This window comes from Sulfuricaulis sp., assembly GCF_024653915.1.
In the GTDB taxonomy this organism is placed as follows: domain Bacteria; phylum Pseudomonadota; class Gammaproteobacteria; order Acidiferrobacterales; family Sulfurifustaceae; genus Sulfuricaulis.
In genome coordinates, this window is record NZ_JANLGY010000013.1 from 235508 (window position 1) to 255679 (window position 20172).

At 57.9% G+C, this 20172-nt stretch carries 25 protein-coding genes; 22 read left to right on the forward strand and 3 right to left on the reverse strand.

Annotated features, from left to right (window positions below; genetic code table 11):
* The first annotated feature begins 19 nt into the window (after nt 1-19).
* The gene (locus NUV55_RS07645; protein WP_296671752.1) at nt 20-595 is read left to right on the forward strand and encodes a hypothetical protein; all 576 of its coding nucleotides are present in this window, start codon (nt 20-22) and stop codon (nt 593-595) included.
* A 220-nt stretch (nt 596-815) separates the two neighbouring features.
* Nucleotides 816-2525 carry a tetratricopeptide repeat protein gene (locus tag NUV55_RS07650; RefSeq protein ID WP_296671753.1) on the forward strand — a complete coding sequence of 570 codons (1710 nt, stop codon included), beginning with the start codon at nt 816-818 and terminating at the stop codon, nt 2523-2525.
* 263 nt (nt 2526-2788) lie between these two features.
* On the opposite strand, the gene NUV55_RS07655 is transcribed toward NUV55_RS07650, so the two are convergent.
* The 3 genes from NUV55_RS07655 to NUV55_RS07665 all read right to left on the reverse strand — a co-directional run bounded on the left by NUV55_RS07655 (nt 2789) and on the right by NUV55_RS07665 (nt 3659).
* Entirely contained in the window at nt 2789-3097 is a 309-nt protein-coding gene (locus NUV55_RS07655) for a type II toxin-antitoxin system RelE/ParE family toxin (protein ID WP_296671755.1), read from the reverse strand.
* Complete coding sequence (locus NUV55_RS07660) at nt 3087-3272, reverse strand: hypothetical protein (RefSeq protein ID WP_296671756.1); 186 nt, start codon at nt 3270-3272, stop codon at nt 3087-3089. Before NUV55_RS07660 ends, NUV55_RS07655 begins: the two co-directional genes overlap by 11 nt.
* Nucleotides 3273-3473: 201 nt before the next feature.
* Complete coding sequence (locus tag NUV55_RS07665) at nt 3474-3659, reverse strand: hypothetical protein (RefSeq protein ID WP_367280373.1); 186 nt, start codon at nt 3657-3659, stop codon at nt 3474-3476.
* A 249-nt stretch (nt 3660-3908) separates the two neighbouring features.
* On the opposite strand from NUV55_RS07665, the gene acs reads away from it, so the two are divergent.
* The 20 genes from acs (at nt 3909) to NUV55_RS07765 (ending at nt 20147) form a co-directional block, all read left to right on the forward strand.
* On the forward strand, nt 3909-5852 hold the full coding sequence (acs, locus tag NUV55_RS07670) for an acetate--CoA ligase (RefSeq protein ID WP_296671760.1): 1944 nt from the start codon (nt 3909-3911) through the stop codon (nt 5850-5852).
* Between the two features lie 334 nt (nt 5853-6186).
* Nucleotides 6187-7017 (forward strand): ATP-binding cassette domain-containing protein, encoded by an 831-nt coding sequence (locus NUV55_RS07675; protein ID WP_296671761.1) that lies wholly within the window; start codon nt 6187-6189, stop codon nt 7015-7017.
* Nucleotides 7014-7793: a lipid asymmetry maintenance ABC transporter permease subunit MlaE gene (gene mlaE / locus NUV55_RS07680; protein WP_296671763.1), complete on the forward strand. Its 780-nt coding sequence runs from the start codon at nt 7014-7016 to the stop codon at nt 7791-7793. Before NUV55_RS07675 ends, mlaE begins: the two co-directional genes overlap by 4 nt.
* A 1-nt stretch (nt 7794) precedes the next feature.
* Nucleotides 7795-8271 (forward strand): outer membrane lipid asymmetry maintenance protein MlaD, encoded by a 477-nt coding sequence (mlaD, locus tag NUV55_RS07685; RefSeq protein ID WP_296671764.1) that lies wholly within the window; start codon nt 7795-7797, stop codon nt 8269-8271.
* 24 nt (nt 8272-8295) lie between these two features.
* On the forward strand, nt 8296-8943 hold the full coding sequence (locus NUV55_RS07690) for a phospholipid-binding protein MlaC (RefSeq protein WP_296671766.1): 648 nt from the start codon (nt 8296-8298) through the stop codon (nt 8941-8943).
* Between the two features lie 11 nt (nt 8944-8954).
* Nucleotides 8955-9257 carry a lipid asymmetry maintenance protein MlaB gene (locus NUV55_RS07695; RefSeq protein ID WP_296671767.1) on the forward strand — a complete coding sequence of 101 codons (303 nt, stop codon included), beginning with the start codon at nt 8955-8957 and terminating at the stop codon, nt 9255-9257.
* 52 nt (nt 9258-9309) lie between these two features.
* Entirely contained in the window at nt 9310-10227 is a 918-nt protein-coding gene (locus NUV55_RS07700; RefSeq protein ID WP_296671769.1) for an ABC transporter ATP-binding protein, read from the forward strand.
* Between the two features lie 2 nt (nt 10228-10229).
* Nucleotides 10230-10985 (forward strand): ABC transporter permease, encoded by a 756-nt coding sequence (locus NUV55_RS07705; RefSeq protein WP_367280382.1) that lies wholly within the window; start codon nt 10230-10232, stop codon nt 10983-10985.
* Between the two features lie 171 nt (nt 10986-11156).
* Nucleotides 11157-11378 carry a BolA family protein gene (locus tag NUV55_RS07710; protein WP_367280383.1) on the forward strand — a complete coding sequence of 74 codons (222 nt, stop codon included), beginning with the start codon at nt 11157-11159 and terminating at the stop codon, nt 11376-11378.
* A 50-nt stretch (nt 11379-11428) separates the two neighbouring features.
* Entirely contained in the window at nt 11429-11743 is a 315-nt protein-coding gene (grxD, locus tag NUV55_RS07715; RefSeq protein ID WP_296671774.1) for a Grx4 family monothiol glutaredoxin, read from the forward strand.
* Nucleotides 11744-11816: 73 nt separating this feature from the next.
* On the forward strand, nt 11817-13112 hold the full coding sequence (gene murA, locus NUV55_RS07720) for a UDP-N-acetylglucosamine 1-carboxyvinyltransferase (protein WP_296671776.1): 1296 nt from the start codon (nt 11817-11819) through the stop codon (nt 13110-13112).
* A 3-nt stretch (nt 13113-13115) separates the two neighbouring features.
* Nucleotides 13116-13760, forward strand: coding sequence for an ATP phosphoribosyltransferase (gene hisG / locus NUV55_RS07725; protein ID WP_296671778.1), 645 nt, complete (start codon nt 13116-13118; stop codon nt 13758-13760).
* Nucleotides 13761-13767: 7 nt separating this feature from the next.
* Entirely contained in the window at nt 13768-15075 is a 1308-nt protein-coding gene (hisD, locus tag NUV55_RS07730) for a histidinol dehydrogenase (RefSeq protein WP_367280374.1), read from the forward strand.
* Nucleotides 15076-15172: 97 nt separating this feature from the next.
* Nucleotides 15173-16252 carry a histidinol-phosphate transaminase gene (hisC, locus tag NUV55_RS07735; protein WP_296671779.1) on the forward strand — a complete coding sequence of 360 codons (1080 nt, stop codon included), beginning with the start codon at nt 15173-15175 and terminating at the stop codon, nt 16250-16252.
* 60 nt (nt 16253-16312) lie between these two features.
* The gene (hisB, locus tag NUV55_RS07740) at nt 16313-16906 is read left to right on the forward strand and encodes an imidazoleglycerol-phosphate dehydratase HisB (RefSeq protein WP_296671781.1); all 594 of its coding nucleotides are present in this window, start codon (nt 16313-16315) and stop codon (nt 16904-16906) included.
* Nucleotides 16907-17006: 100 nt separating this feature from the next.
* On the forward strand, nt 17007-17657 hold the full coding sequence (gene hisH, locus NUV55_RS07745) for an imidazole glycerol phosphate synthase subunit HisH (RefSeq protein ID WP_296671783.1): 651 nt from the start codon (nt 17007-17009) through the stop codon (nt 17655-17657).
* 64 nt (nt 17658-17721) lie between these two features.
* Nucleotides 17722-18465, forward strand: a complete 744-nt coding sequence (gene hisA / locus NUV55_RS07750; RefSeq protein WP_296671784.1) for a 1-(5-phosphoribosyl)-5-[(5-phosphoribosylamino)methylideneamino]imidazole-4-carboxamide isomerase — start codon at nt 17722-17724, stop codon at nt 18463-18465.
* 93 nt (nt 18466-18558) lie between these two features.
* Nucleotides 18559-19320 carry an imidazole glycerol phosphate synthase subunit HisF gene (gene hisF, locus NUV55_RS07755; RefSeq protein WP_296671786.1) on the forward strand — a complete coding sequence of 254 codons (762 nt, stop codon included), beginning with the start codon at nt 18559-18561 and terminating at the stop codon, nt 19318-19320.
* Between the two features lie 112 nt (nt 19321-19432).
* Nucleotides 19433-19825, forward strand: coding sequence for a phosphoribosyl-AMP cyclohydrolase (gene hisI, locus NUV55_RS07760; RefSeq protein WP_296671787.1), 393 nt, complete (start codon nt 19433-19435; stop codon nt 19823-19825).
* A gap of 1 nt (nt 19826) precedes the next feature.
* Nucleotides 19827-20147, forward strand: a complete 321-nt coding sequence (locus tag NUV55_RS07765; protein ID WP_296671789.1) for a phosphoribosyl-ATP diphosphatase — start codon at nt 19827-19829, stop codon at nt 20145-20147.
* Nucleotides 20148-20172 lie beyond the last annotated feature (25 nt).

Here is a 20172-nt window from a genome sequence, read left to right on the forward strand (position 1 = left end):
ACTGTTTCCTGTAAGGTCGGTGGCCGCCGCGCGACTCAACACGGTGTTAGAACACGACATTTGGCCCATGACAGTCCCCAACGACAAGGTTGCTGACGAATTGACCCCGGTCTTTCTGGAGATGGGGAAAGCCGTCTACATCTGCCAGTGTCTGGAATCGAGCCTTTGTCTTCTGCTCGCGACTATGGCTCATGAAGCCGCGCGTGGTGAAGAAGGCGCGTTTCAGGCCTCTTGGGACTTCCATTCCGAGAAGACACTCGGGAACCTTCTGAAATTGTTGCGTGAACAGATCGAAGTACCCAAAGATGTTGATGACTATCTGCGTGTGGGGTTGAAGAACCGAAACGAAATTGTTCATGGTTTTCTTACAAAGAACGCGATGCGGCTGGCCGATCCGAAAGGACGCCTTGAGGTAGAGGAAGAACTCGCCAAACTCAAGAAAGAGGTAAAACGTCGAGACGTTCTGGTAAATAAGCTGCTCGATACACTGCTGAAAAAATATGGGTTGTCGAACGAAATCTTGAAGCGTAACGCTGACCGGGTTTGGGACCACTTGAATGCAGATGCTCCTTCAGACCCATCGTCAACCCATTAGACCGCGTTCTAACACGTTGTTTGTGCCGACGCTGGGGACAGCGCGCCGTTTCCTGTGGCCTCGGTGGCGGCACGGCACAACAACACGTTAGCCCACGTAGGTCGGAATAGCGCAGCGTATTCCGCCGTATGAAGGAACTCACAAGAGACCAAAGGAATAATTTCCCCAAAAATAAGCCGATACCCTAAGATAGCCCTGATAACTGCACCGGAGTCTGCTCATGCAACGCCCGTCAGCCTATTGTTTGATGCCCAGCCTTGCGCTCTTGCTGCAAGGCTTCGCCATGCCTGCTTTCGCTCTCACCCCGAGCCAGGTGTTCGAAAAGGTGAAGGACACGGTTCTGGTGGTAAAGGTTCTCGATGCCGAAGGAAAACCCAAGGGCCGGGGCAGTGGCGTGATGCTGCCGAACGGCAAGGTCGCCACCAACTGTCATGTAGTGAAAAGCGGAGAACGTTTTCAGGTGGGGAGCGGTAAGCAGTTCGTTACTGCCACGTTATATGCAGCGGATGCGGACAAGGATCTGTGCCTGCTCGAAGTCAATGGTCTTTCAACCAAGCCGGTGCAGTTGGGCAAAGCCGCCACCCTCAAGGTGGGCGAAGCGGTGTATGCCGTGGGTTCGCCACAGGGGCTCGAACTTTCTCTTTCCGATGGTATTGTCTCGCAACTGCGCGGTGCCGCCCCGCCTATCATCCAAACCACCGCCGCCATCTCCCCCGGTTCTAGCGGTGGCGGTTTGTTCGACGCGGAAGGTCGATTGGTTGGCATCACAACTTTTTATCTTGAGGACGGGCAAAGTCTCAATTTCGCTCTGCCGGTGGAATGGTTGGCCAATATTCAGCCGGGCAAGAAGCAACAAGTTGCCCAAGGAAGAAGCCAAGTCGACTGGCTGGCTCGGGCAACGGCTCTGGAGAAGAAAAAAGATTGGCGAGGGATGGTGGACTGGTGCCAACAGTGGACACGCGCCGATTCTGGCAGCGCCTCGGCTTGGTTTGGCCTCGGGGTTGCTTACGGAAACCTTAACCGTTACACCGACGCCATTGATGCCTACCGCGCGGTTCTCCGCATCAAGCCTGATTATGCCAATGCCTGGTACAACCTCGGGGTTGCTTACGATGATCTCAAGCGACACACCGACGCCATCGAGGCCTACCGTAAGGCCCTGCGTATCAAGCCGAATTATGCCAAAGCCTGGTACAACCTCGGGAACGCTTATGAAAAACTCAACCGCCATCCCGACGCCATCGAGGCCTTCCGTGAGAGTGTGCGTATCGAGCCGAATTATGCCAAAGCCTGGTACAACCTCGGAACCACCTACGGAATGCTCAACCGCACCAACGATGCCATCGAGGCCTTCCGTAAGGCCCTGCGCATCAAGCCTGATAATGCCAATGCCTGGTACAACCTCGGGAACGCTTACGATGATCTCAACCGCTACAACGACGCCATCGAGGCTTATCGTGAGGCCCTGCGTATCAAGCCGGATGACGCCGACGCCTGGAACAACCTCGGGGGTGCTTACATAAAACTTAAGCGATACCCCGAGGCCATCGAGGCTTACCGTGAAGCCCTGCGCATCAAGCCGGATGCTGCTGGTGCTTGGAACAACCTCGGGACCACTTATGGAGACCTCAACCGCTACACTGACGCCATCGAGGCTTATCGTGAAGCCCTGCGCATCAAGCCGGATGACGCCGATACTTGGTACAACCTCGGGGTCATATACGGAAAGACCAACCGCCACACCGACGCCACCAAGGCTTATCGTGAAGCCCTGCGCATCAAGCCGGATTACGCTGATGCTTGGAACAATCTCGCAGTCACTTATTTATTATCAGGCAACCGGGGGGCGGCGTTGGAGGCGGCACGGGAACTTCGGCGTTACGATCCTCAGCGGGCGGATAAAGTGTTCAACCTGATCATGCCCAAGTGATTCGCGCGCGCACGGCACACCGCCGGATTGAAAATGCGACGCGGGCGCTCCGCACGTTCGCCTGAGTGCGCAGTGTGTAAGCCGGTAGGGCGCAATAGCGCAGCGTATTGCGCCGTATGCACGGGAATGAAATCATCGTCCCATGCCCGATTACCGACGCGCCCGGCATCCGGGCGGAACCTGCTTCTTCACGCTCACTTTGCTGCGGCGTCGCAATTGACATGCGGCGCAATACGCTGCGCTATTGCGCCCTACATGGACTGCTACACCACCTCCCACGGCTTTACCGCCTGGCCCGCCAAATCCCGGCTGCCGTGGAGGACAGTGACAATATAAACGTGTTCGAGTTTGATCCGATAGATGATGCGGTAGTTCTGAAAGATCAACTCTCGAATATCCTCACGGTCGGCTTCTGGAACCTTGCGCCCGATCTGGGGATGTTCGGTGAGCGACTCCACGGCTTTGAAAATCTTCTCCACAAATCGCCGCGCGTAGTGCGGGGAGTCTTGCGCGATGTACGTTCGTAGTTCCCTCAGGTCGGTACGGGCGCGGGCCGACCACTCAATGGCCATTGCCCAACAGCTCGGCTTTGACCTGCTCGTGCGGGATCGTGCGACCGGCTTCGATGTCGGCGAGTCCTTCCTCGATCTTCTGTTTTACGTACAGCTCATACATGATGTCATCCCACGACACCTGTTCCGGCAGTTGCTCGATGAGTTGTTTGGCGGATTGTTTGGGGGTGGTCATAAATGCCTCGTTGAAATGCGGTAGGGTCCTCGTTACGCCTTCGACAAGAAGGCATCGATGGTTCGCAGCAACGCCTCTTGATCGTGCTGTTACGGGGCGCCACACCTTAAAGTTTAGTATCTCATCGGCGCTGGCATTAAGCCAGCATAGCCCCCGTAGGGCGCAATAGCGCAGCGTATTGCGTCGTATGAAGGTGCGGCCCTAACGCAATTCCGTCTTTTCCTTCCCGCACCGCTCGCAACGCCGCAGCGTGACCAGCTTTCCCTGTTTTACGTCGAATTTCTTTTCGGTCACGATTTTCCACCGATGAAAGCCGCTCTTGCACAAGGTTTTGCCCTCGGCTTTCTCTCTCAAGGATGGTTTCCTGAATTTAACGATCTCGCCCATGTTTATCGAACTGTTCGTTTGTTGAAGAAACAGGATGGCGTGTAAAGCGGACCGGAGTGCATGGAAACAGGATACCGCAGACGGATTTTCCGCGCCAAAATGAATGCCGGCCTGACAACGATGCATTGAATCGGCAGTTCCCTGGGCGATTTGCACCGGGAAAATCCCCGCCCCCGGCGATCGGCTTGAGGTAAGACCCGAACATGCTGCAAAATCGCGTAGCATGCCGTAGCCCCCAGGAGGAGAACAATGTCGAGTGAGAAGATTTACGCAATCCCCGCCGATGTCGCCAAACGCGCGCACATCGACAGCAAGAAATACCAGGAGATGTACGAGCGTTCGGTCAGGGATCCCGACGGCTTCTGGGCCGAGCAGGCGAAGGAATTTGTCACCTGGTCCAAGCCCTGGACCCGGGTCAGCGACTGGAGCTTCGATGCCAAGAACCTGCACGTAAAATGGTTCGAGGGCGGCAAGCTCAACGTTTCCTACAATTGCCTCGACCGTCATTTAGACAAGCGCGGCAACCAGATCGCCATCCTCTGGGAAGGCGACGACCCCAAGGATGACAGGAAGATCACCTATCGCGAGCTGCATGCCGAGGTATGCAAGTTCGCCAATGCCCTGAAGAGCCGCGGCGTTAAGAAGGGTGACCGCGTGTGCATCTACATGCCCATGATCCCGGAGGCGGCGGTGGCCATGCTCGCCTGCACCCGCATCGGCGCGGTGCACTCGGTGGTGTTCGGTGGATTCTCGCCGCAGTCACTCAGCGACCGCATCCTCGATTCCGACTGCCGCGTGGTGATCACCGCCGACGAAGGCGTGCGCGGGGCGAAGAAAATCGCGCTCAAGGGAAATACCGACCAAGCGCTGGAAAAATGTCCGAATGTGCACACCGTGGTGGTGGTGAAACACACCGGGGGCAACATCGCATGGAAAGACAAGTGCGACGTGTGGTACCACGAGCAGATGGCGAAAAGTTCCGCGGACTGCCCACCGGAGGAAATGGATGCCGAGGACCCGCTATTTATCCTTTATACCTCCGGCTCCACCGGCAAACCCAAGGGCGTGTTGCATACCACTGGTGGCTATCTGGTGTATGCCGCGATGACGCACAAGTACGTTTTCGATTATCACGACGGCGATGTTTACTGGTGCACGGCGGATGTCGGCTGGGTAACCGGACATACTTATATAGTGTACGGCCCCCTGTGCAACGGCGCGATGACGCTCATGTTCGAGGGTATTCCGACTTACCCCAGCGCTTCACGCTTCTGGGAAGTCATTGACAAGCACAAGGTGAATATTTTCTACACAGCCCCGACAGCGATTCGCGCCTTGATGCGCGAAGGCGAAGCGCCGGTAAAGAAGGCGTCGCGCAAATCTCTCAGGCTGCTCGGCACCGTTGGAGAACCGATCAATCCCGAAGCCTGGGAGTGGTATTACCATACGGTGGGTGATGCACGCGTGCCGATCGTGGATACCTGGTGGCAGACCGAGACCGGCGGCATCCTTATCACGCCACTTCCGGGCGCGACGCGGCTCAAACCGGGTTCGGCGACGTATCCGTTTTTCGGGGTAATGCCGGAGATTGTGGACGACAAAGGCAAGGTGCTTGAAGGCGAGTGCAGCGGCAACCTCGTCATCACCCGTCCCTGGCCGGGCCAGATGCGCACGGTGTATGGCGACCACCAGCGTTTTGTTGACACCTATTTCAAGACCTACCCGGGGAAGTACTTCACCGGCGATGGCGCGCGCCGCGACAAGGACGGTTGTTACTGGATCACCGGGCGTGTCGATGACGTACTGAACGTCTCCGGGCATCGTCTCGGTACGGCCGAGGTCGAAAGCGCGCTGGTGTTGCACAAGTCGGTGGCCGAGGCCGCTGTCGTGGGATTCCCGCATGACATCAAGGGGCAGGGCATCTACTGTTACGTCACGCTCAAGGTCGGCGTGCAGGCCTCGGATGAACTGCGCAAGGAACTGGTGGCGCAGGTGCGCAAGGAGATCGGCCCGATCGCCACGCCCGACGTGATTCAATGGGCGCCGGGTCTGCCCAAGACACGCTCCGGCAAGATCATGCGCCGTATCCTGCGCAAGATCGCTGCCAACGAGACTGACAGTCTCGGCGACACCAGCACACTCGCCGATCCGGCGGTGGTGGATGATCTCGTCAAGAACCGCGCGCATCAATGAACTCATCACATGAGTTTCGAGACACCGCTCCTCATTTCTAGTTTTGCCCTCACCCAAAGCGAAGAGAATGCGCGCGTAGCGCGCCACGGCTCGCCCCCTTCTCCCCTTGAGGGAGAAGGGATGGGGATGAGGGGTGATCCCCCTCACCCTTTCCCCTCTCCCGGAGGGAGAGGGGAAGTAGGTGGGCATCTTTATTTCGATCGGGAGTCGGTCGGCTTCAAGCCACCGGCTTGAAGCGATGCTTAATTCTTGGCTGACAATTTTCAGCCAGATTGAATAGAATGCAGCTTCCTCACCCGGGGAAACGGCCCTGAATCGCAAAAAGGAAAGCGGATTGAGTCAGTCCCGTAATGCGGTAGACGGCAGGGAAGTCCTGGTCGACATACAGGATGTTTATTTTTCCCGCGGCGACCGACCGATCCTGAAGGGCATTACCATGCCAATCCGCCGGGGCGAAGTCACCGCCATCATGGGCGGCAGCGGTTGCGGCAAGACCACGTTATTGAACCTGGTCGGAGGTCGCATCAAGCCGGACCGCGGAGCGCTTACGGTGGATGGTCAGTCGGTCCCCGATCTCGGAACCAAAGACCTTTACGAGCTGCGCAAGCGCATGGGTATGCTGTTTCAGTCCGGCGCGCTGTTGACTGATCTTACCCTGTTCGAGAACGTGGCGTTTCCCATTCGCGAACACACCAAGCTACCCGAGTCGATCCTGCGCAAGGTGGTGTTGATGAAGCTGGAGGCCGTGGGCCTGCGCGGCGCGTGGAATCTGATGCCATCGGAACTCTCCGGTGGCATGGCGCGGCGCGCGGCGCTGGCGCGCGCCATCGCGCTGGAACCGTTGATCATCATGTACGACGAGCCGTTCACCGGCCTCGACCCGATTTCCAAGGGCGTGATCGCCAAACTCATTCGTGAACTCAATCAAAGCCTCGGCATCACTTCTATTGTTGTCTCGCATGATGTGGCAGAGACTTGTTCGATCTCGGATTATGCCTATCTTGTTGGTGATGGCCGGATCATCGGCGAAGGAACACCCGCGGAGGTACAGAAATCGGGTTCCGAACATGTGCGCCAGTTCATGGACGGGCTTCCCGATGGTCCGGTGCCATACCAGTATCCGGCCGATGATTATTTCGAAGACCTGATGAAGGGCGCGGCATGAACACCATTCGCACGCTTGGCGGCATCGTGATCAACAGCGTCGAGCGTCTCGGCCGTGCCTCGATGTTCCTCTACGAAGTTCTCACCGGCTCCTGGGAGCTGCTGCGCCGGTTTTACCTGATCGTGCAGCAGGTCTACGCCCTTGGCGTGCTGACGCTGCTGATCATCCTGGTCTCGGGCCTGTTCGTCGGCATGGTACTGGGGCTGCAGGGCTACAACACGCTGGTGAAATTCGGTTCCGCCAACTCGCTGGGTCTGCTGGTGGCACTGTCGCTGGTGCGCGAACTGGGCCCGGTGGTGACGGCGCTGTTGTTCGCCGGCCGCGCCGGTTCGGCGCTGACGGCGGAGATCGGCCTCATGAAGGCAACCGAACAACTTGCCGGCATGGAAATGATGGCAGTCAATCCGATCACGCGCGTGATCGCTCCGCGCTTTCTCGGCGGCGTCATTGCGATGCCGCTGCTGGCGGCGCTGTTTTCCGCGATTGGCGTGCTGGGCGGGCATCTGGTCGGCGTAGGTTTGCTGGGGGTGGATGCCGGCGCCTTCTGGTCGCAGATGCAAAACGGCGTTGACTACCGTAATGACATCCTGAACGGCGTCATCAAGAGTGTGGTTTTTGGTGTGGTGGTGTCATGGATCGCGGTATTCGAAGGTTATGATGCCGTGCCGACATCGGAAGGTGTCAGCAGCGCTACCAATCGCACGGTGGTATATTCTTCGCTCGCGGTACTGGGACTGGATTTCATTCTTACCGCCTTGACACTGGGAGAAATCTGAAATGGTTAACAGAAAAAGCCTGGAATTGTGGGTCGGATTGTTCGTGGCGGCGGGAATCCTGGCGCTGGCCATGCTGGCTTTCAAGGTTGGTAATCTCACCACCGCGGATGTTGTCGATGGCTATCGGGTCAGAGCGAACTTCGACAACGTCGGCGGTCTTAAGGTGAAGGCGGCCGTGACCATGGCCGGGGTGCGTGTCGGACGGGTCACGGGCATCACGTTCGACAATAATAAGTATCAGGCCACGGTCACGATGGATATCAGCGGGCAGTTCAAGATTGTGCCTGAGGATAGCAGCGCCACCATTCTTACGTCTGGACTTCTTGGCGATCAGTACATTGGTCTCGAACCCGGCGGTTCCGACGTATTTCTGAAGGACGGCGACATGATTCGTACGACACAGTCGGCCCTGGTTCTCGAAAAACTGGTCGGCCAGGTGATCTTCAACAAGGCCAATGAGAGTGGCGCAACCAAGTAACGCGCCGCGACAAAAGGAGCCCTTATGAAACGAACTGTTATCGCTGTGCTGGTATTGTCGATCGCGTTTCTGGCGCTAGCCGCTGACACGTCGCCTGATCGATTGGCGCGTGAGGCGACCGACAAGATTGTGGTGTTGCTCAAGGCCAACAGGGATGAGTACAGCAAGGACCACAAGAAACTTTACGCCATGGTGGACGAGCATGTGCTGGCGCAATTCGATTTCCGCGCCATGTCACGCACGGTGCTGGGGCGTTATTGGCGCGAGGCGAATGAGGATCAGCGCACGAATTTCACCAACGAGTTTCGCAACTTGCTGGTGCGCACTTATGGTACGGCGCTACTCAAGTACAACGACGAGGAGATTATTTATCTGCCGTTCCGGATGAGTCCGGAAGACCGCACCGCCACGGTAAAATCAGAAGTCCGCCGCAAGGACGGCGGCCCGCCAGTAGCTATCCAGTACAATTTCTACCGCACGGACAAAGGCTGGAAGGTGTACGATGTGGCGATCGAAGGCGCCAGCCTGGTCTCGACGTATCAGTCCACCTTCGCCGCGCGTGTCCAGAAGGAAGGTCTGGGCGCCCTGATTACGAGTTTGACGCAGGACAACAAGACCGCCGCCAGCGGCAAGACCGCTTCCAACGGCGGCAAGGCGAGCGTCACCCGGTGAGCGAGAATGGCTTGGCATCCCGCGGCGATGGGACGTTCGAGATGTCCGGGAGTTTGACGTTCCAGACCGTACCGCAATTTCAGACGCATGCCGGCACCCTGTTGCTTGGTGGCGCGCAGCCGGTGACGATTGACATGCGAGGCATCACGCAGGCCGACAGCGCTGGACTGGCGCTGATGATCGAGTGGCTGCAGATGGCGCGTAACGAGAGGCGCAAGCTCGCCTTCGCCAATGTTCCCGAACAGGTGAGCGAACTTATCCGCGTGAACGGCCTGCAACAGATGTTCGGCCTGGAAAACGGGCAGAACCGGTAATAAATGTGAATCCTGAGTTGTAACACCCCGCTGCCCCCGACTTTTATTTTCCGTGCTGGCCATCTCGATTTCAGGTCTTAACAAGCATTACGCCGGAGTCCATGCTCTCGACAATATCGACCTGACGGTTGAGCAGGGGGAATTTTTCGGCCTGCTCGGCCCGAACGGTGCCGGCAAATCCACGCTGATTAATATCCTGGGAGGGTTGACCCGCTTTAATACCGGCCGCGTGGCTGTGCTGGGTCATGACGTGGTGGCGGACTACCGGCAATCCCGCCGGCTCATTGGCGTGGTGCCGCAGGAGCTGACTTACGATCCCTTTTTCAACGTGCGCGAAGTGCTGCGCATCCAGTCGGGATATTTCGGCCTGCGCAAAAACGACGCCTGGATCGACGAGCTGTTGGCAGCGCTCATGCTGACCGAAAAGGCCGATGCCAATATGCGTGCCCTCTCGGGCGGCATGAAGCGGCGCGTGATGATTGCACAGGCGCTGGTGCACCGACCCGAGGTGGTGGTGCTGGATGAACCCACCGCGGGCGTCGACGTGGAATTGCGCAAGTCCTTGTGGGCCTTTATCCGCCGCTTGCACAGCGAAGGCCATACCATCGTTCTGACCACGCATTATCTGGAAGAGGCCGAGGCCCTGTGCGACCGGATTGCCATACTCAATCACGGCAGACTGGCTGCGCTGGATACCAAACAGGCGCTGCTGGCGCGCGGCATCGGCCGCACGCGACGGGTCTGCATCACCACCGAACAGCCGCTGGGAAGCCTGCCCGAGGCGCTGGAGAAAAAAGTGCGGCGTCGGGATGGAAATATGATTGAGTTGCAGCTCGACAAAAGTACCGATTCTGTCATGGCAGCGCTCGATGCCTTTCGCTCATACGGCGCGGTGATCACCGACCTCAACATGGAGGGCGCCGACCTGGAAGATGTGTTTGTCGAGCTGACGCGGAGGGATAACGCGTGAACCTGGTCGGGGTCTATACCCTTTTCTGCAAGGAAGTACTGCGCTTTGGCAAGGTGCTGTTGCAGACCTTGATTGCGCCAGTCATCACGGCCTTATTGTACCTGCTGGTTTTCGGGCATGTGTTCGAGGGTCGGGTGCAGTCCTTTCCCGGTGTAAGTTACACCATGTTTCTGATCCCCGGTCTGGTGATGATGACGGTGATACAGAATTCCTTCGCTAACAGTTCCTCGAGCCTCATCCAATCCAAGGTCACGGGTAACATCATGTTCATGATGCTGACACCGCTGTCGCATCTGGAATTTTTTCTCGCGTATGTGTTGGCTTCTGTGGTGCGTGGAATACTGGTGGGCGTGGGGGTGTACATCGTGGCGCTGTTTTTTACGGCGCTGCCCATGAAACACCCGGGTCTCATACTGCTCTTCATGTTTATGAGCAGCGCCACGCTGGGCGCCATCGGCGTGATCGCCGGTATCTGGGCTGAGAAATTCGATCAGCTGGCCGGTTTTCAGAATTTCATCATCCTGCCGCTATCGTTCCTCTCCGGCGTGTTTTACTCGATCCATTCACTACCGGATTTCTGGCAGAGGTTGTCGCACTTTAATCCATTCTTTTACATGATCGACGGTTTCCGTTATGGATTCTTTGGGGTCTCCGATATCGCACCACTCCACAGTCTCGCGATCGTGACGCTGTTTCTGGTGATCTTATCCGGCATCACGCTCATGCTGCTCAAGACCGGTTATAAGCTGCGCGATTGAAGGCGTCTTGGCAGGGGCCCAAATCCCCATTCATCGGGAATGAGGCTTTTGCCAGCCGGTCTATAATAAGGTCTCAGAGAAATATGGCCGGCGTGTAATGCGAAGTTTTCTATCCCTTAAGGGTATATCTCTTGTAATGGCCGGAAGCGGTCGGATAATGAGCTAATAATGATGCAGCCGGATGATATCAAGCAGATGATTGAACGCGGTTTGCCGGGCGCGCGTGTATCGGTGACCGGTGACGGCCATCATTTCGAAGCCGAGGTGATCGCCAGCGAGTTCGCCGGCAAAAGCACGTTGCAGCAGCATCAGATCGTGTACCGCACACTGGGCGGCAAAATGGGCAATGAGATTCACGCGCTTTCCTTGCGCACCCAGACGCCGGGCGAATGACACGGATACCAGTTGGCACTATTTATTTACTGAAGCGATAAGAGGTTTACATGAACACAGAAAACAAAATCCGCCAGCAGCTTAGCGGCGATAAAATCGTGCTCTACATGAAGGGCAACCCCCAGTCCCCGCAATGCGGCTTCTCGGCCAAAGCCACGCAAATGCTGGGCGCCTGTGGAGCGAAATACGCCAGCTATGACATCCTGTCGGACCCCGAAATCCGCCAAGGCCTCAAGGAATACTCGAACTGGCCAACTTTCCCCCAGCTCTACCTCAACGGCGAATTGGTCGGAGGCTGTGATATCATGACCGAGCTGTTCCAGAAGGGCGAGCTCCAGAAATTGATTGCCAAGGCGATGGGCTGAACGTCGACCGTGATGATCGAACCAAGCCGCCTTCTGGCGGCTTTGTTTTTTGTGGCAAAGAGAATTTTCATGCATGGATAAACTGATTGTCACGGGCGGTAACCCGCTGCGCGGCGAGATAAAAATCTCGGGCGCGAAAAACGCCGCGTTGCCGGTGCTGGTGGCCTCGCTGCTGACAAACGAGACGCTGAGCATCGGCAACGTGCCGCATCTGCAGGACATTACCACGACCATGGAACTGCTCGGTCGTATGGGCGTGCGTCTGGTGGTCGGGGACAAGATGGTGATCGAGGCTGACTCGAGCCAGAATACTTCCATACGCGCGCCGTATGAGCTGGTGAAAACCATGCGCGCGTCGATCCTGGTGCTGGGCCCCTTGCTCGCGCGTTTCGGCGAGGCCGAAGTCTCCCTGCCCGGCGGTTGCGCCATCGGCTCGCGTCCGGTGAATCTGCACATCAAGGGTTTGCGGGCCATGGGTGCGGAAATCAATCTCGACGGCGGTTATATTCGTGCCAAGGCAAAACGTCTGAAGGGCGCGCGTATCTTCATGGACCTCGTCTCCGTCACGGGGACGGAAAACATCATGATGGCGGCGACCCTGGCGGACGGCACGACAATTATCGAGAATGCCGCGCGTGAACCCGAAGTAGCGGATCTCGCCAGGTGCCTCAATTCCATGGGCGCGAGGATCACGGGCGCGGGCACCGACGAAATCACGGTGGAAGGCGTGCAGCGTTTGCACGGCGCGATGCATGAAGTGATTCCCGACCGCATCGAAACCGGAACCTATCTGGTCGCGGGCGCCATGACCGGCGGCAGCGTGCGTTTGCGCCATGCGCGCCCCGATCTGTTGCAGGCCGTGCTCGACAAGCTGCGCGAGACCGGCGCTGTCATCGAAACCGGACCGAACTGGATCAGCCTTGACATGCAAGGCAAACGCCCGAAGGCTGTCTCCGTACGCACAGCGCCCTATCCGGCGTTCCCGACGGACATGCAGGCGCAGTTCATCGCATTGAATGCAGTGGCCGAAGGCAGCGGCACGGTCACGGAAACGATCTTCGAAAACCGCTTCATGCACGTCTATGAATTGCAGCGCATGGGCGCGAAGATTGAGATGGAAGGCAACACGGCCATTGTCACCGGTGTGCCGCGCCTGAAGGGTGCGCCGGTGATGGCGACCGACCTGCGTGCGTCGGCGAGCCTTGCGCTTGCAGGACTGGTGGCGGATGGCGAGACCGTGGTTGACCGCATCTATCACATCGATCGCGGTTATGAATGTATTGAAGAAAAACTGGCTCAGCTGGGCGCGCGCATCCGTCGCGTGCCGGGAGAACACGCGGCCAGAGCGGCCCGCAAGCAATCGGCGTGAACCATGACCACCGTACTCAATATCGCCCTGTCCAAGGGGCGGATCCTGGAAGAGGGTCTACCGCTACTTGAGCGTGCCGGCATCCGTCCCGCCGAGAACCCGCTCAAAAGCCGCAAGCTTATCCTCGACACCAACCTGCCCGAGGTAAAGCTCACCATCATCCGTGCCGCGGACGTGCCCACCTATGTCCAGTTCGGCGCGGCTGATCTGGGTATTGCCGGCAAGGACGTGCTCATGGAATACGAGGGTGATGGCCTGTACGAACTGCTGGACCTCAAGATCGCGCGTTGCCGCATGATGGTGGCCGAGCCCAAGAGTCTGGCCTCGCGCGATGATCCGGACAGTTGGACCCGGCTGCGCATTGCCACCAAATACGTCAAGACCACGCAGCGTCACTTTGCCGCCAAGGGCATCCAGACGGACATCATCAAACTCTATGGCTCGATGGAACTCGCGCCACTCGTGGGTCTTTCCGACCGGATAGTTGATTTGGTGGACACCGGTAATACTCTCAAGGCCAACGGTCTTGCCGAGGTCGAACACATTGCCGATATCAGTGCCTGGCTCGTGGCCAACCGCGCTTCGATGAAAATGAAACATCAGGCACTCAAAAGTCTTGTGGACCAGCTGGAGAAGGCGGTCGCCTGAAAACCCCATGAGTAAAATTAATCTGCGCCAGCTCAGCACGCGCGACGCCGGTTTCGAGCGCGAGTTCGCGCGACTGCTGGACCGGACGCCAGCGACTGATCCGAAAATCGAGGCCACGGTCAAGGAGATCATTGCGGACGTACGTGCCCGCGGCGATGACGCCCTTGTCGAATACACCCGCCGCTTCGACCGTCGCGTGCTGTCTTCGATAGCTGAGCTGGAGATTCCGCGTCAGCGCCTGCGCGAAGCGGCACGCGCACTGACCAAGGAACAGTACGAAGCACTCGCCAATGCCGCCGAGCGCATTCGTTCCTATCACGAGCGCCAGCGCGCCGAATCCTGGAGTTATACCGAACCCGATGGCACCCTGCTTGGACAGCAGGTGACGCCGCTCGAGCGTGTTGGTCTGTATGTGCCCGGTGGCAAGGCGGCCTATCCCTCGTCGGTACTCATGAACGCGATCCCGGCCAAGGTGGCCGAGGTCCATGAACTTGTCATGGTTGTGCCGGCACCGGAAGGTGAAGTCAATCCCTTGGTGCTCAGTGCGGCGCATCTGGGCGGTGTGGACCGGGTGTTCACCATCGGCGGCGCGCAGGCGGTGGCAGCGCTGGCCTATGGTACCCAGTCCATTCCCAGGGTGGACAAAATCGTGGGGCCGGGCAATGTCTATGTTACCACTGCCAAGCGTCTCGTCTTTGGCGCGGTAGGCATCGACATGATCGCCGGTCCTTCCGAGATCGTGGTGCTGTGCGACGGTCAAACCGACCCCGAGTGGATCGCCATGGACCTGTTTTCGCAAGCGGAGCACGACGAGGACGCACAATCCGTTCTCATCAGCCTCGATGAAGCTTTTACCGGGAAAGTGCGCGCGGCCATCGAAAAACTGCTTCCCGGCTTGGAGCGGCGCGACATTATTCAAACCTCTCTCGAAGCCCGCGGCGCGTTGATCACCGCCGCGAGTCTCGATGAAGCGCTGGCGCTGGTGAACCGCATGGCGCCGGAACATTTGGAGCTGTCATTGGAGAATGCGCCGGAAGTCGCCAAGCGTGTGCACCACGCTGGCGCGATTTTTCTTGGCCGTTATACCGCGGAGGCGGTCGGCGATTACTGCGCCGGGCCGAATCACGTGTTGCCGACCTCTGGCACCGCGCGGTTTTCTTCGCCGCTGGGCGTTTATGATTTCCAGAAACGCACGAGTCTCATCCATTGCTCGGCGGACGGAGCCTCCTGTCTGGGTCGCATTGCCTCCGTGCTCTCGCGTGGCGAGGGACTGACCGCGCACGCACGCTCGGCGGAATACCGGATAAAAAAATAAACAGGATTCACAGGATTAACAAGATTAAAACCAAAAAACTTTACGAATTAATCCTGTCAATCCTGAAAAATCCTGTTAATCCTGTGAATTCGGTTTTATGAGTTCCAACAAAAAAATTGAAGCCTTGATCCGTCCCGAAATTCGGGCGCTCAAGGCCTATCATGTGCCCGACGCCACCGGCCTCATCAAGCTCGACGCCATGGAAAACCCCTATTCTTTTCCGGAGCCAGTGAAACGGGAATGGCTTTCAGCATTGCAACAGGTCGCGCTGAATCGTTACCCCGATCCCGATGCTCCTCGTTTGCGCGAACGGCTGCGCGTGGCGCTTGCCATACCGGATGGCATGGAGCTGGTGCTGGGTAACGGTTCGGATGAATTGATTCAGATTATTCTGATGGCCGTCGCCAGGCCCGGCGCGGCGGTGTTGGCGCCGACGCCGACCTTTGTCATGTACGAGATGATTGCCACGTTCGCCGGCATGAAGTTCACCGGCGTACCGTTGATGCCTGATTTCTCGCTCGACATGCCGGCCATGGCCAAGGCGATGGCAGCACAAAAACCGGCGGTTATTTTTATTTCCTATCCCAATAACCCAACCGCGAACCTGTTCGCACGCGAGGATATCGTAAGTCTGATTGAACAGGCACCGGGCCTGGTGGTGCTGGACGAGGCTTATCATGCCTTTGCTGGCCAATCCTTCATGAACGAATTGGGGAAACATGAAAATCTTCTGGTGATGCGCACGCTTTCCAAGCAGGGCCTCGCCGGTTTACGACTCGGCGTGCTTGCGGGTCCGCGGCCCTGGCTCGCGGAATTTAACAAAGTGAGATTGCCTTACAACATCGGCACCCTGACGCAGGCGAGCGCGGAATTCGTCCTGACGCACCTCGCGCTGCTGGATGAGCAGGCGGACCTGATACGGAAGGAACGGGAAAAACTTTTCCAGGCACTGAGCGCATTGAAAGGCGTGCAGGTTTGGCCGAGCCAGACCAATTTCCTTCTCTTCCGGGTGGAGAAGGGCGATGCGGACAGGGTATTTGAAGGGCTGCGCCGGCGAGGTGTGTTGATCAAGAATATGAATTCCGCTGGTGGGGTCCTCAAGAATTGCCTGCGCGTGACGGTCGGTACGCCGGAGGAGAACGGCGCCTTCCTAAAGGCGCTTGAGACGTCTCTGTAATTCGTCTATGTAATATTGGTGTGATACCATAAAAATCACAAACGCTTCGGAGATGATTTCGTGTCCAGCCGCCGCGCGGAGATTACGCGCAAGACCAAGGAAACCCAGATTACCCTGTCCGTGAACCTGGACGGCAGTGGCACGTCACGCCTCAACACCGGCGTGCCATTTCTCGAGCACATGCTGGAGCAAGTGGCGCGGCACGGGCTGATCGATATCGTCTTGGAAGCCAAGGGTGACCTGCATATCGATGCCCATCACACGGTTGAGGACATTGGCATCACGCTGGGTCAGGCGATTGCCAAGGCCGTGGGCGAAAAGAAGGGCATCCGCCGTTACGGCCATGCCTATGTGCCGCTCGATGAGGCGCTCTCGCGCGTGGTGGTCGATTTCTCGGGACGTCCCGGATTGGAATATCACGTGGATTTTCCGCGTTCGCGCGTGGGCGAGTTCGACGTCGATCTGGTGCACGAATTCTTCCAGGGTTTCTGCAATCACGCCCTGGTCACCTTGCACGTGGATTGTCTGCGCGGCAAGAACGCGCATCACAATGCCGAAACCATCTTCAAGGCCTTCGGACGAGCGCTGCGCATGGCGCTCGAAGTAGACGCGCGTGCCCCGGATTCTGTGCCCTCGACGAAAGGAAGTTTGTAATAATTTATTAACCGCCAAGGCGCCAAGGACGCCAAGATGTTTTGTGATCCGATAAATATGCTTTCTTGGCGCTCTTGGCGTCTTGGCGGTTCAAATTAATATGAACACGGTTGCGGTTATTGATTACGGCATGGGGAACCTGCGCTCGGTGTGCAAGGCAATCGAGCATGTGGCGCCGAAGGCGCGCGTCCGGCTCACTGCCAGCGCCACGGATATCCGCGCCGCTTCACGCGTGGTGTTTCCCGGCCAGGGCGCCATCGGCGGTTGCATGACGGCGCTTGAGACCGGCGGTCTGCGCGAATCAGTATTGGAAGCGATGCACTCCAAACCCTTTCTCGGCATCTGTCTCGGACTCCAGGCCCTGTATGACTTCAGCGAAGAGGGCGGCGGGACGCCGTGTCTGAGCCTGCTCGCGGGTTCGGTGAAACGGTTTCCGGTGGAAAAAATGACCGACAAGGCCACTGGCCTGCCGCTGAAGGTCCCGCATATGGGCTGGAATCAGGTGCATCAAACGTCCCCGCACCCGCTTTGGAAAGGCATCTCGCAGGATACGCGGTTTTATTTCGTGCACAGCTACTACGCCGATTCGGCCGACGCGCACGATATTACCGGCGAAACGGCGTACGCGCTGCGGTTTACCTCGGCCGCGGCACGTGCGAATATTTTTGCGGTCCAGTTCCATCCGGAAAAAAGCCAGCATGCCGGACTGCGCCTGCTGGAAAATTTCATGGCATGGGATGGAAGCCATTAACCCGGAAGACTTTCAGGTCCACTCTCCACTCATACCCTAATCAGGATTTATCCGGAGCCAGTCAGTGCTGATCATTCCCGCGATTGATATCAAAGACGGCAAATGCGTGCGCTTGCGTCAGGGACGCATGAACGATGAAACGGTTTTTTCCGACGACCCGGTGGCAATGGCCAAACGTTGGGTGGAGGCCGGTGCGCGGCGCCTGCATATTGTCGATCTCAATGGCGCCGTGGCCGGCAAGCCGGTAAACGCCGCAGTCATCCAGGCCATCTTGTCCGCCTTCCCCGATGTGCCGGTGCAGGTGGGTGGCGGCATCCGCGACGAGGACACCATTCAGGCCTATATCGAGATGGGCGTACGCTACGTGATTCTGGGCACCAAGGCGGTGAACGCGCCGCATTTCGTGAGTGACGTATGCATGGAATTTCCCGGCCACATTATTGTTGGGCTCGATGCCAAGGACGGTAAGGTCGCCATCGACGGCTGGTCCAAGCTCTCGGGGCATGATGTGGTCGATCTGGCCCAGAAATTCCAGGACGATGGTGTCGAGGCGATTATCTACACCGATATCGGCCGTGATGGCATGATGACCGGTGTAAATATCGAGGCCACGGTAAAACTGGCCAATGCCATTACCATCCCGGTCATTGCCTCTGGCGGCATTACCAATATTGATGACATTCGCAAGGTTTGCGAAGTGGGAGAAGCAGGTATTGTCGGCGCCATTACCGGTCGCGCCATTTATGAAGGTACGCTCGATTTCGCCGCCGCGCAGAAACTCGCGGACGAATTAAGTAAGGATTCTTAACCGCAGAGAGCGCAGAGCACGCAGAGTTATTGAGAATAAAATTCTGTTTTTCTCTGCGCCCTTAGCGAATTCCGCGGTGAAATTTAAAATCATATGGGCCTAGCAAAAAGAATCATTCCCTGCCTCGATGTGGACAACGGTCGCGTCGTGAAGGGCGTGCGTTTTGTGGACATCCGCGATGCCGGCGATCCGGTCGAAGTCGCGCGCCGTTACGATGAACAAGGCGCGGACGAAGTGACCTTCCTCGATATCACCGCCAGCTCCGACAACCGCGAGACCATGGTGCATGTGGTGGAGGCCATGGCCAGCCAGGTTTTCATTCCGCTCACGGTGGGCGGCGGCATCCGCAAGGTCGAGGATGTGCGCCGTATGCTCAATGCCGGCGCCGACAAGGTGGCGATCAATACCGCGGCGGTGTCCCGTCCCGAATTCGTCCGGGAAGCCACGGACCATTTCGGTTCACAATGCATTGTGGTGGCGATTGATGCCAAGCAGGTGGGGCCGGACAAGTGGGAGGTTTTCACCCACGGCGGTCGCCAGGCGACCGGCCTCGATGCGCTGGCCTGGGCCAGAAAAATGACGGAATACGGCGCCGGCGAGATCATGCTGACGAGCATGGATCGCGACGGCACCAAGGATGGATTCGACCTCAAGCTGACACGCGCCGTGTGCGATGCCGTCAGTATTCCCGTGATCGCCTCCGGTGGTGTTGGCAATCTCGATCACCTCGTCGCGGGCATCACCCACGGTCACGCCGATGCGGTGCTGGCCGCCAGCATTTTCCACTTCGGGGAATACACCGTGGCGCAGGCCAAACAGCGCATGGCCGCGGCCGGCATCGAAGTAAGGCTCTAAAAATCAAAAAAAGTAAACCACGGGGAACACGGGGTTGTGTCTGATACGAAATGACTCTCCCCGTGCTCCCCGTGGTAAAGTAGCCTTTGTTGTCTTGCGGCGAGTGATCATAATGACCGATTCTTGGCTCGATGCGGTGAAGTGGAATGCTGAAGGTCTGGTCCCTGCCATTGCACAGGAGGCCGGCAGCGGCAAAGTGCTGACGCTCGCGTGGATGAACCGCGAGGCGCTGGCGGCGACAGCACAGGAGAAGCGCACAGTGTACTGGTCGCGCTCGCGCCGCAAGCTGTGGCGCAAGGGTGAGGAATCCGGGCACGTGCAGACGGTGAAAGACGTTCGCCTCGACTGTGACAACGACGCCGTGCTGCTGATTGTCGAACAGAAGGGCGGGATCGCCTGCCACACCGGACGCGAGCGTTGTTTCTATCAGCAATTGCAGGGTGACCGTTGGGTGGCGGTCGAGCCGGTCATCAAGAGCGAACAGGAAATTTATGGCAGGAAGTGACATGTCTGACGTCCTGAAAAAACTGGCCGCGGTGCTGGAGTCACGCAAAGGGGCCGACCCGCAAAGCTCCTATGTCGCGGGTTTGTATGCCAAGGGGCTGGACGCGATTCTCAAGAAGATTGGCGAGGAAGCGACTGAAACGGTGCTCGCCGCTAAAACCGGTGAGCGTGCCAAAATCATTCATGAGACCGCCGACTTGTGGTTTCACACGCTGATTATGCTTGCGCAAACGGGACTGAAGCCGGATGATATCCTGGCGGAGCTGGATCGGCGTTTCGGCGTGTCTGGTCTGGATGAAAAAGCCTCGCGTACGCGTCAGTAACGCCGGGACCGATCACTCAATCCAC

What these genes read in the sequence shown, in the direction of transcription:
- NUV55_RS07650 (WP_296671753.1), top strand. Translation starts at nt 816, where the DNA reads ATGCAACGCCCGTCAGCCTATTGTTTGATGCCCAGCCTTGCGCTCTTG.
- NUV55_RS07655 (WP_296671755.1), bottom strand. Translation starts at nt 3,097, where the DNA reads ATGGCCATTGAGTGGTCGGCCCGCGCCCGTACCGACCTGAGGGAACTA.
- NUV55_RS07660 (WP_296671756.1), bottom strand. Translation starts at nt 3,272, where the DNA reads ATGACCACCCCCAAACAATCCGCCAAACAACTCATCGAGCAACTGCCG.
- NUV55_RS07665 (WP_367280373.1), bottom strand. Translation starts at nt 3,659, where the DNA reads ATGGGCGAGATCGTTAAATTCAGGAAACCATCCTTGAGAGAGAAAGCC.
- acs (WP_296671760.1), top strand. Translation starts at nt 3,909, where the DNA reads ATGTCGAGTGAGAAGATTTACGCAATCCCCGCCGATGTCGCCAAACGC.
- mlaE (WP_296671763.1), top strand. Translation starts at nt 7,014, where the DNA reads ATGAACACCATTCGCACGCTTGGCGGCATCGTGATCAACAGCGTCGAG.
- mlaD (WP_296671764.1), top strand. Translation starts at nt 7,795, where the DNA reads ATGGTTAACAGAAAAAGCCTGGAATTGTGGGTCGGATTGTTCGTGGCG.
- NUV55_RS07690 (WP_296671766.1), top strand. Translation starts at nt 8,296, where the DNA reads ATGAAACGAACTGTTATCGCTGTGCTGGTATTGTCGATCGCGTTTCTG.
- NUV55_RS07710 (WP_367280383.1), top strand. Translation starts at nt 11,157, where the DNA reads ATGCAGCCGGATGATATCAAGCAGATGATTGAACGCGGTTTGCCGGGC.
- grxD (WP_296671774.1), top strand. Translation starts at nt 11,429, where the DNA reads ATGAACACAGAAAACAAAATCCGCCAGCAGCTTAGCGGCGATAAAATC.
- murA (WP_296671776.1), top strand. Translation starts at nt 11,817, where the DNA reads ATGGATAAACTGATTGTCACGGGCGGTAACCCGCTGCGCGGCGAGATA.
- hisG (WP_296671778.1), top strand. Translation starts at nt 13,116, where the DNA reads ATGACCACCGTACTCAATATCGCCCTGTCCAAGGGGCGGATCCTGGAA.
- hisD (WP_367280374.1), top strand. Translation starts at nt 13,768, where the DNA reads ATGAGTAAAATTAATCTGCGCCAGCTCAGCACGCGCGACGCCGGTTTC.
- hisC (WP_296671779.1), top strand. Translation starts at nt 15,173, where the DNA reads ATGAGTTCCAACAAAAAAATTGAAGCCTTGATCCGTCCCGAAATTCGG.
- hisH (WP_296671783.1), top strand. Translation starts at nt 17,007, where the DNA reads ATGAACACGGTTGCGGTTATTGATTACGGCATGGGGAACCTGCGCTCG.
- hisF (WP_296671786.1), top strand. Translation starts at nt 18,559, where the DNA reads ATGGGCCTAGCAAAAAGAATCATTCCCTGCCTCGATGTGGACAACGGT.
- hisI (WP_296671787.1), top strand. Translation starts at nt 19,433, where the DNA reads ATGACCGATTCTTGGCTCGATGCGGTGAAGTGGAATGCTGAAGGTCTG.
- NUV55_RS07765 (WP_296671789.1), top strand. Translation starts at nt 19,827, where the DNA reads ATGTCTGACGTCCTGAAAAAACTGGCCGCGGTGCTGGAGTCACGCAAA.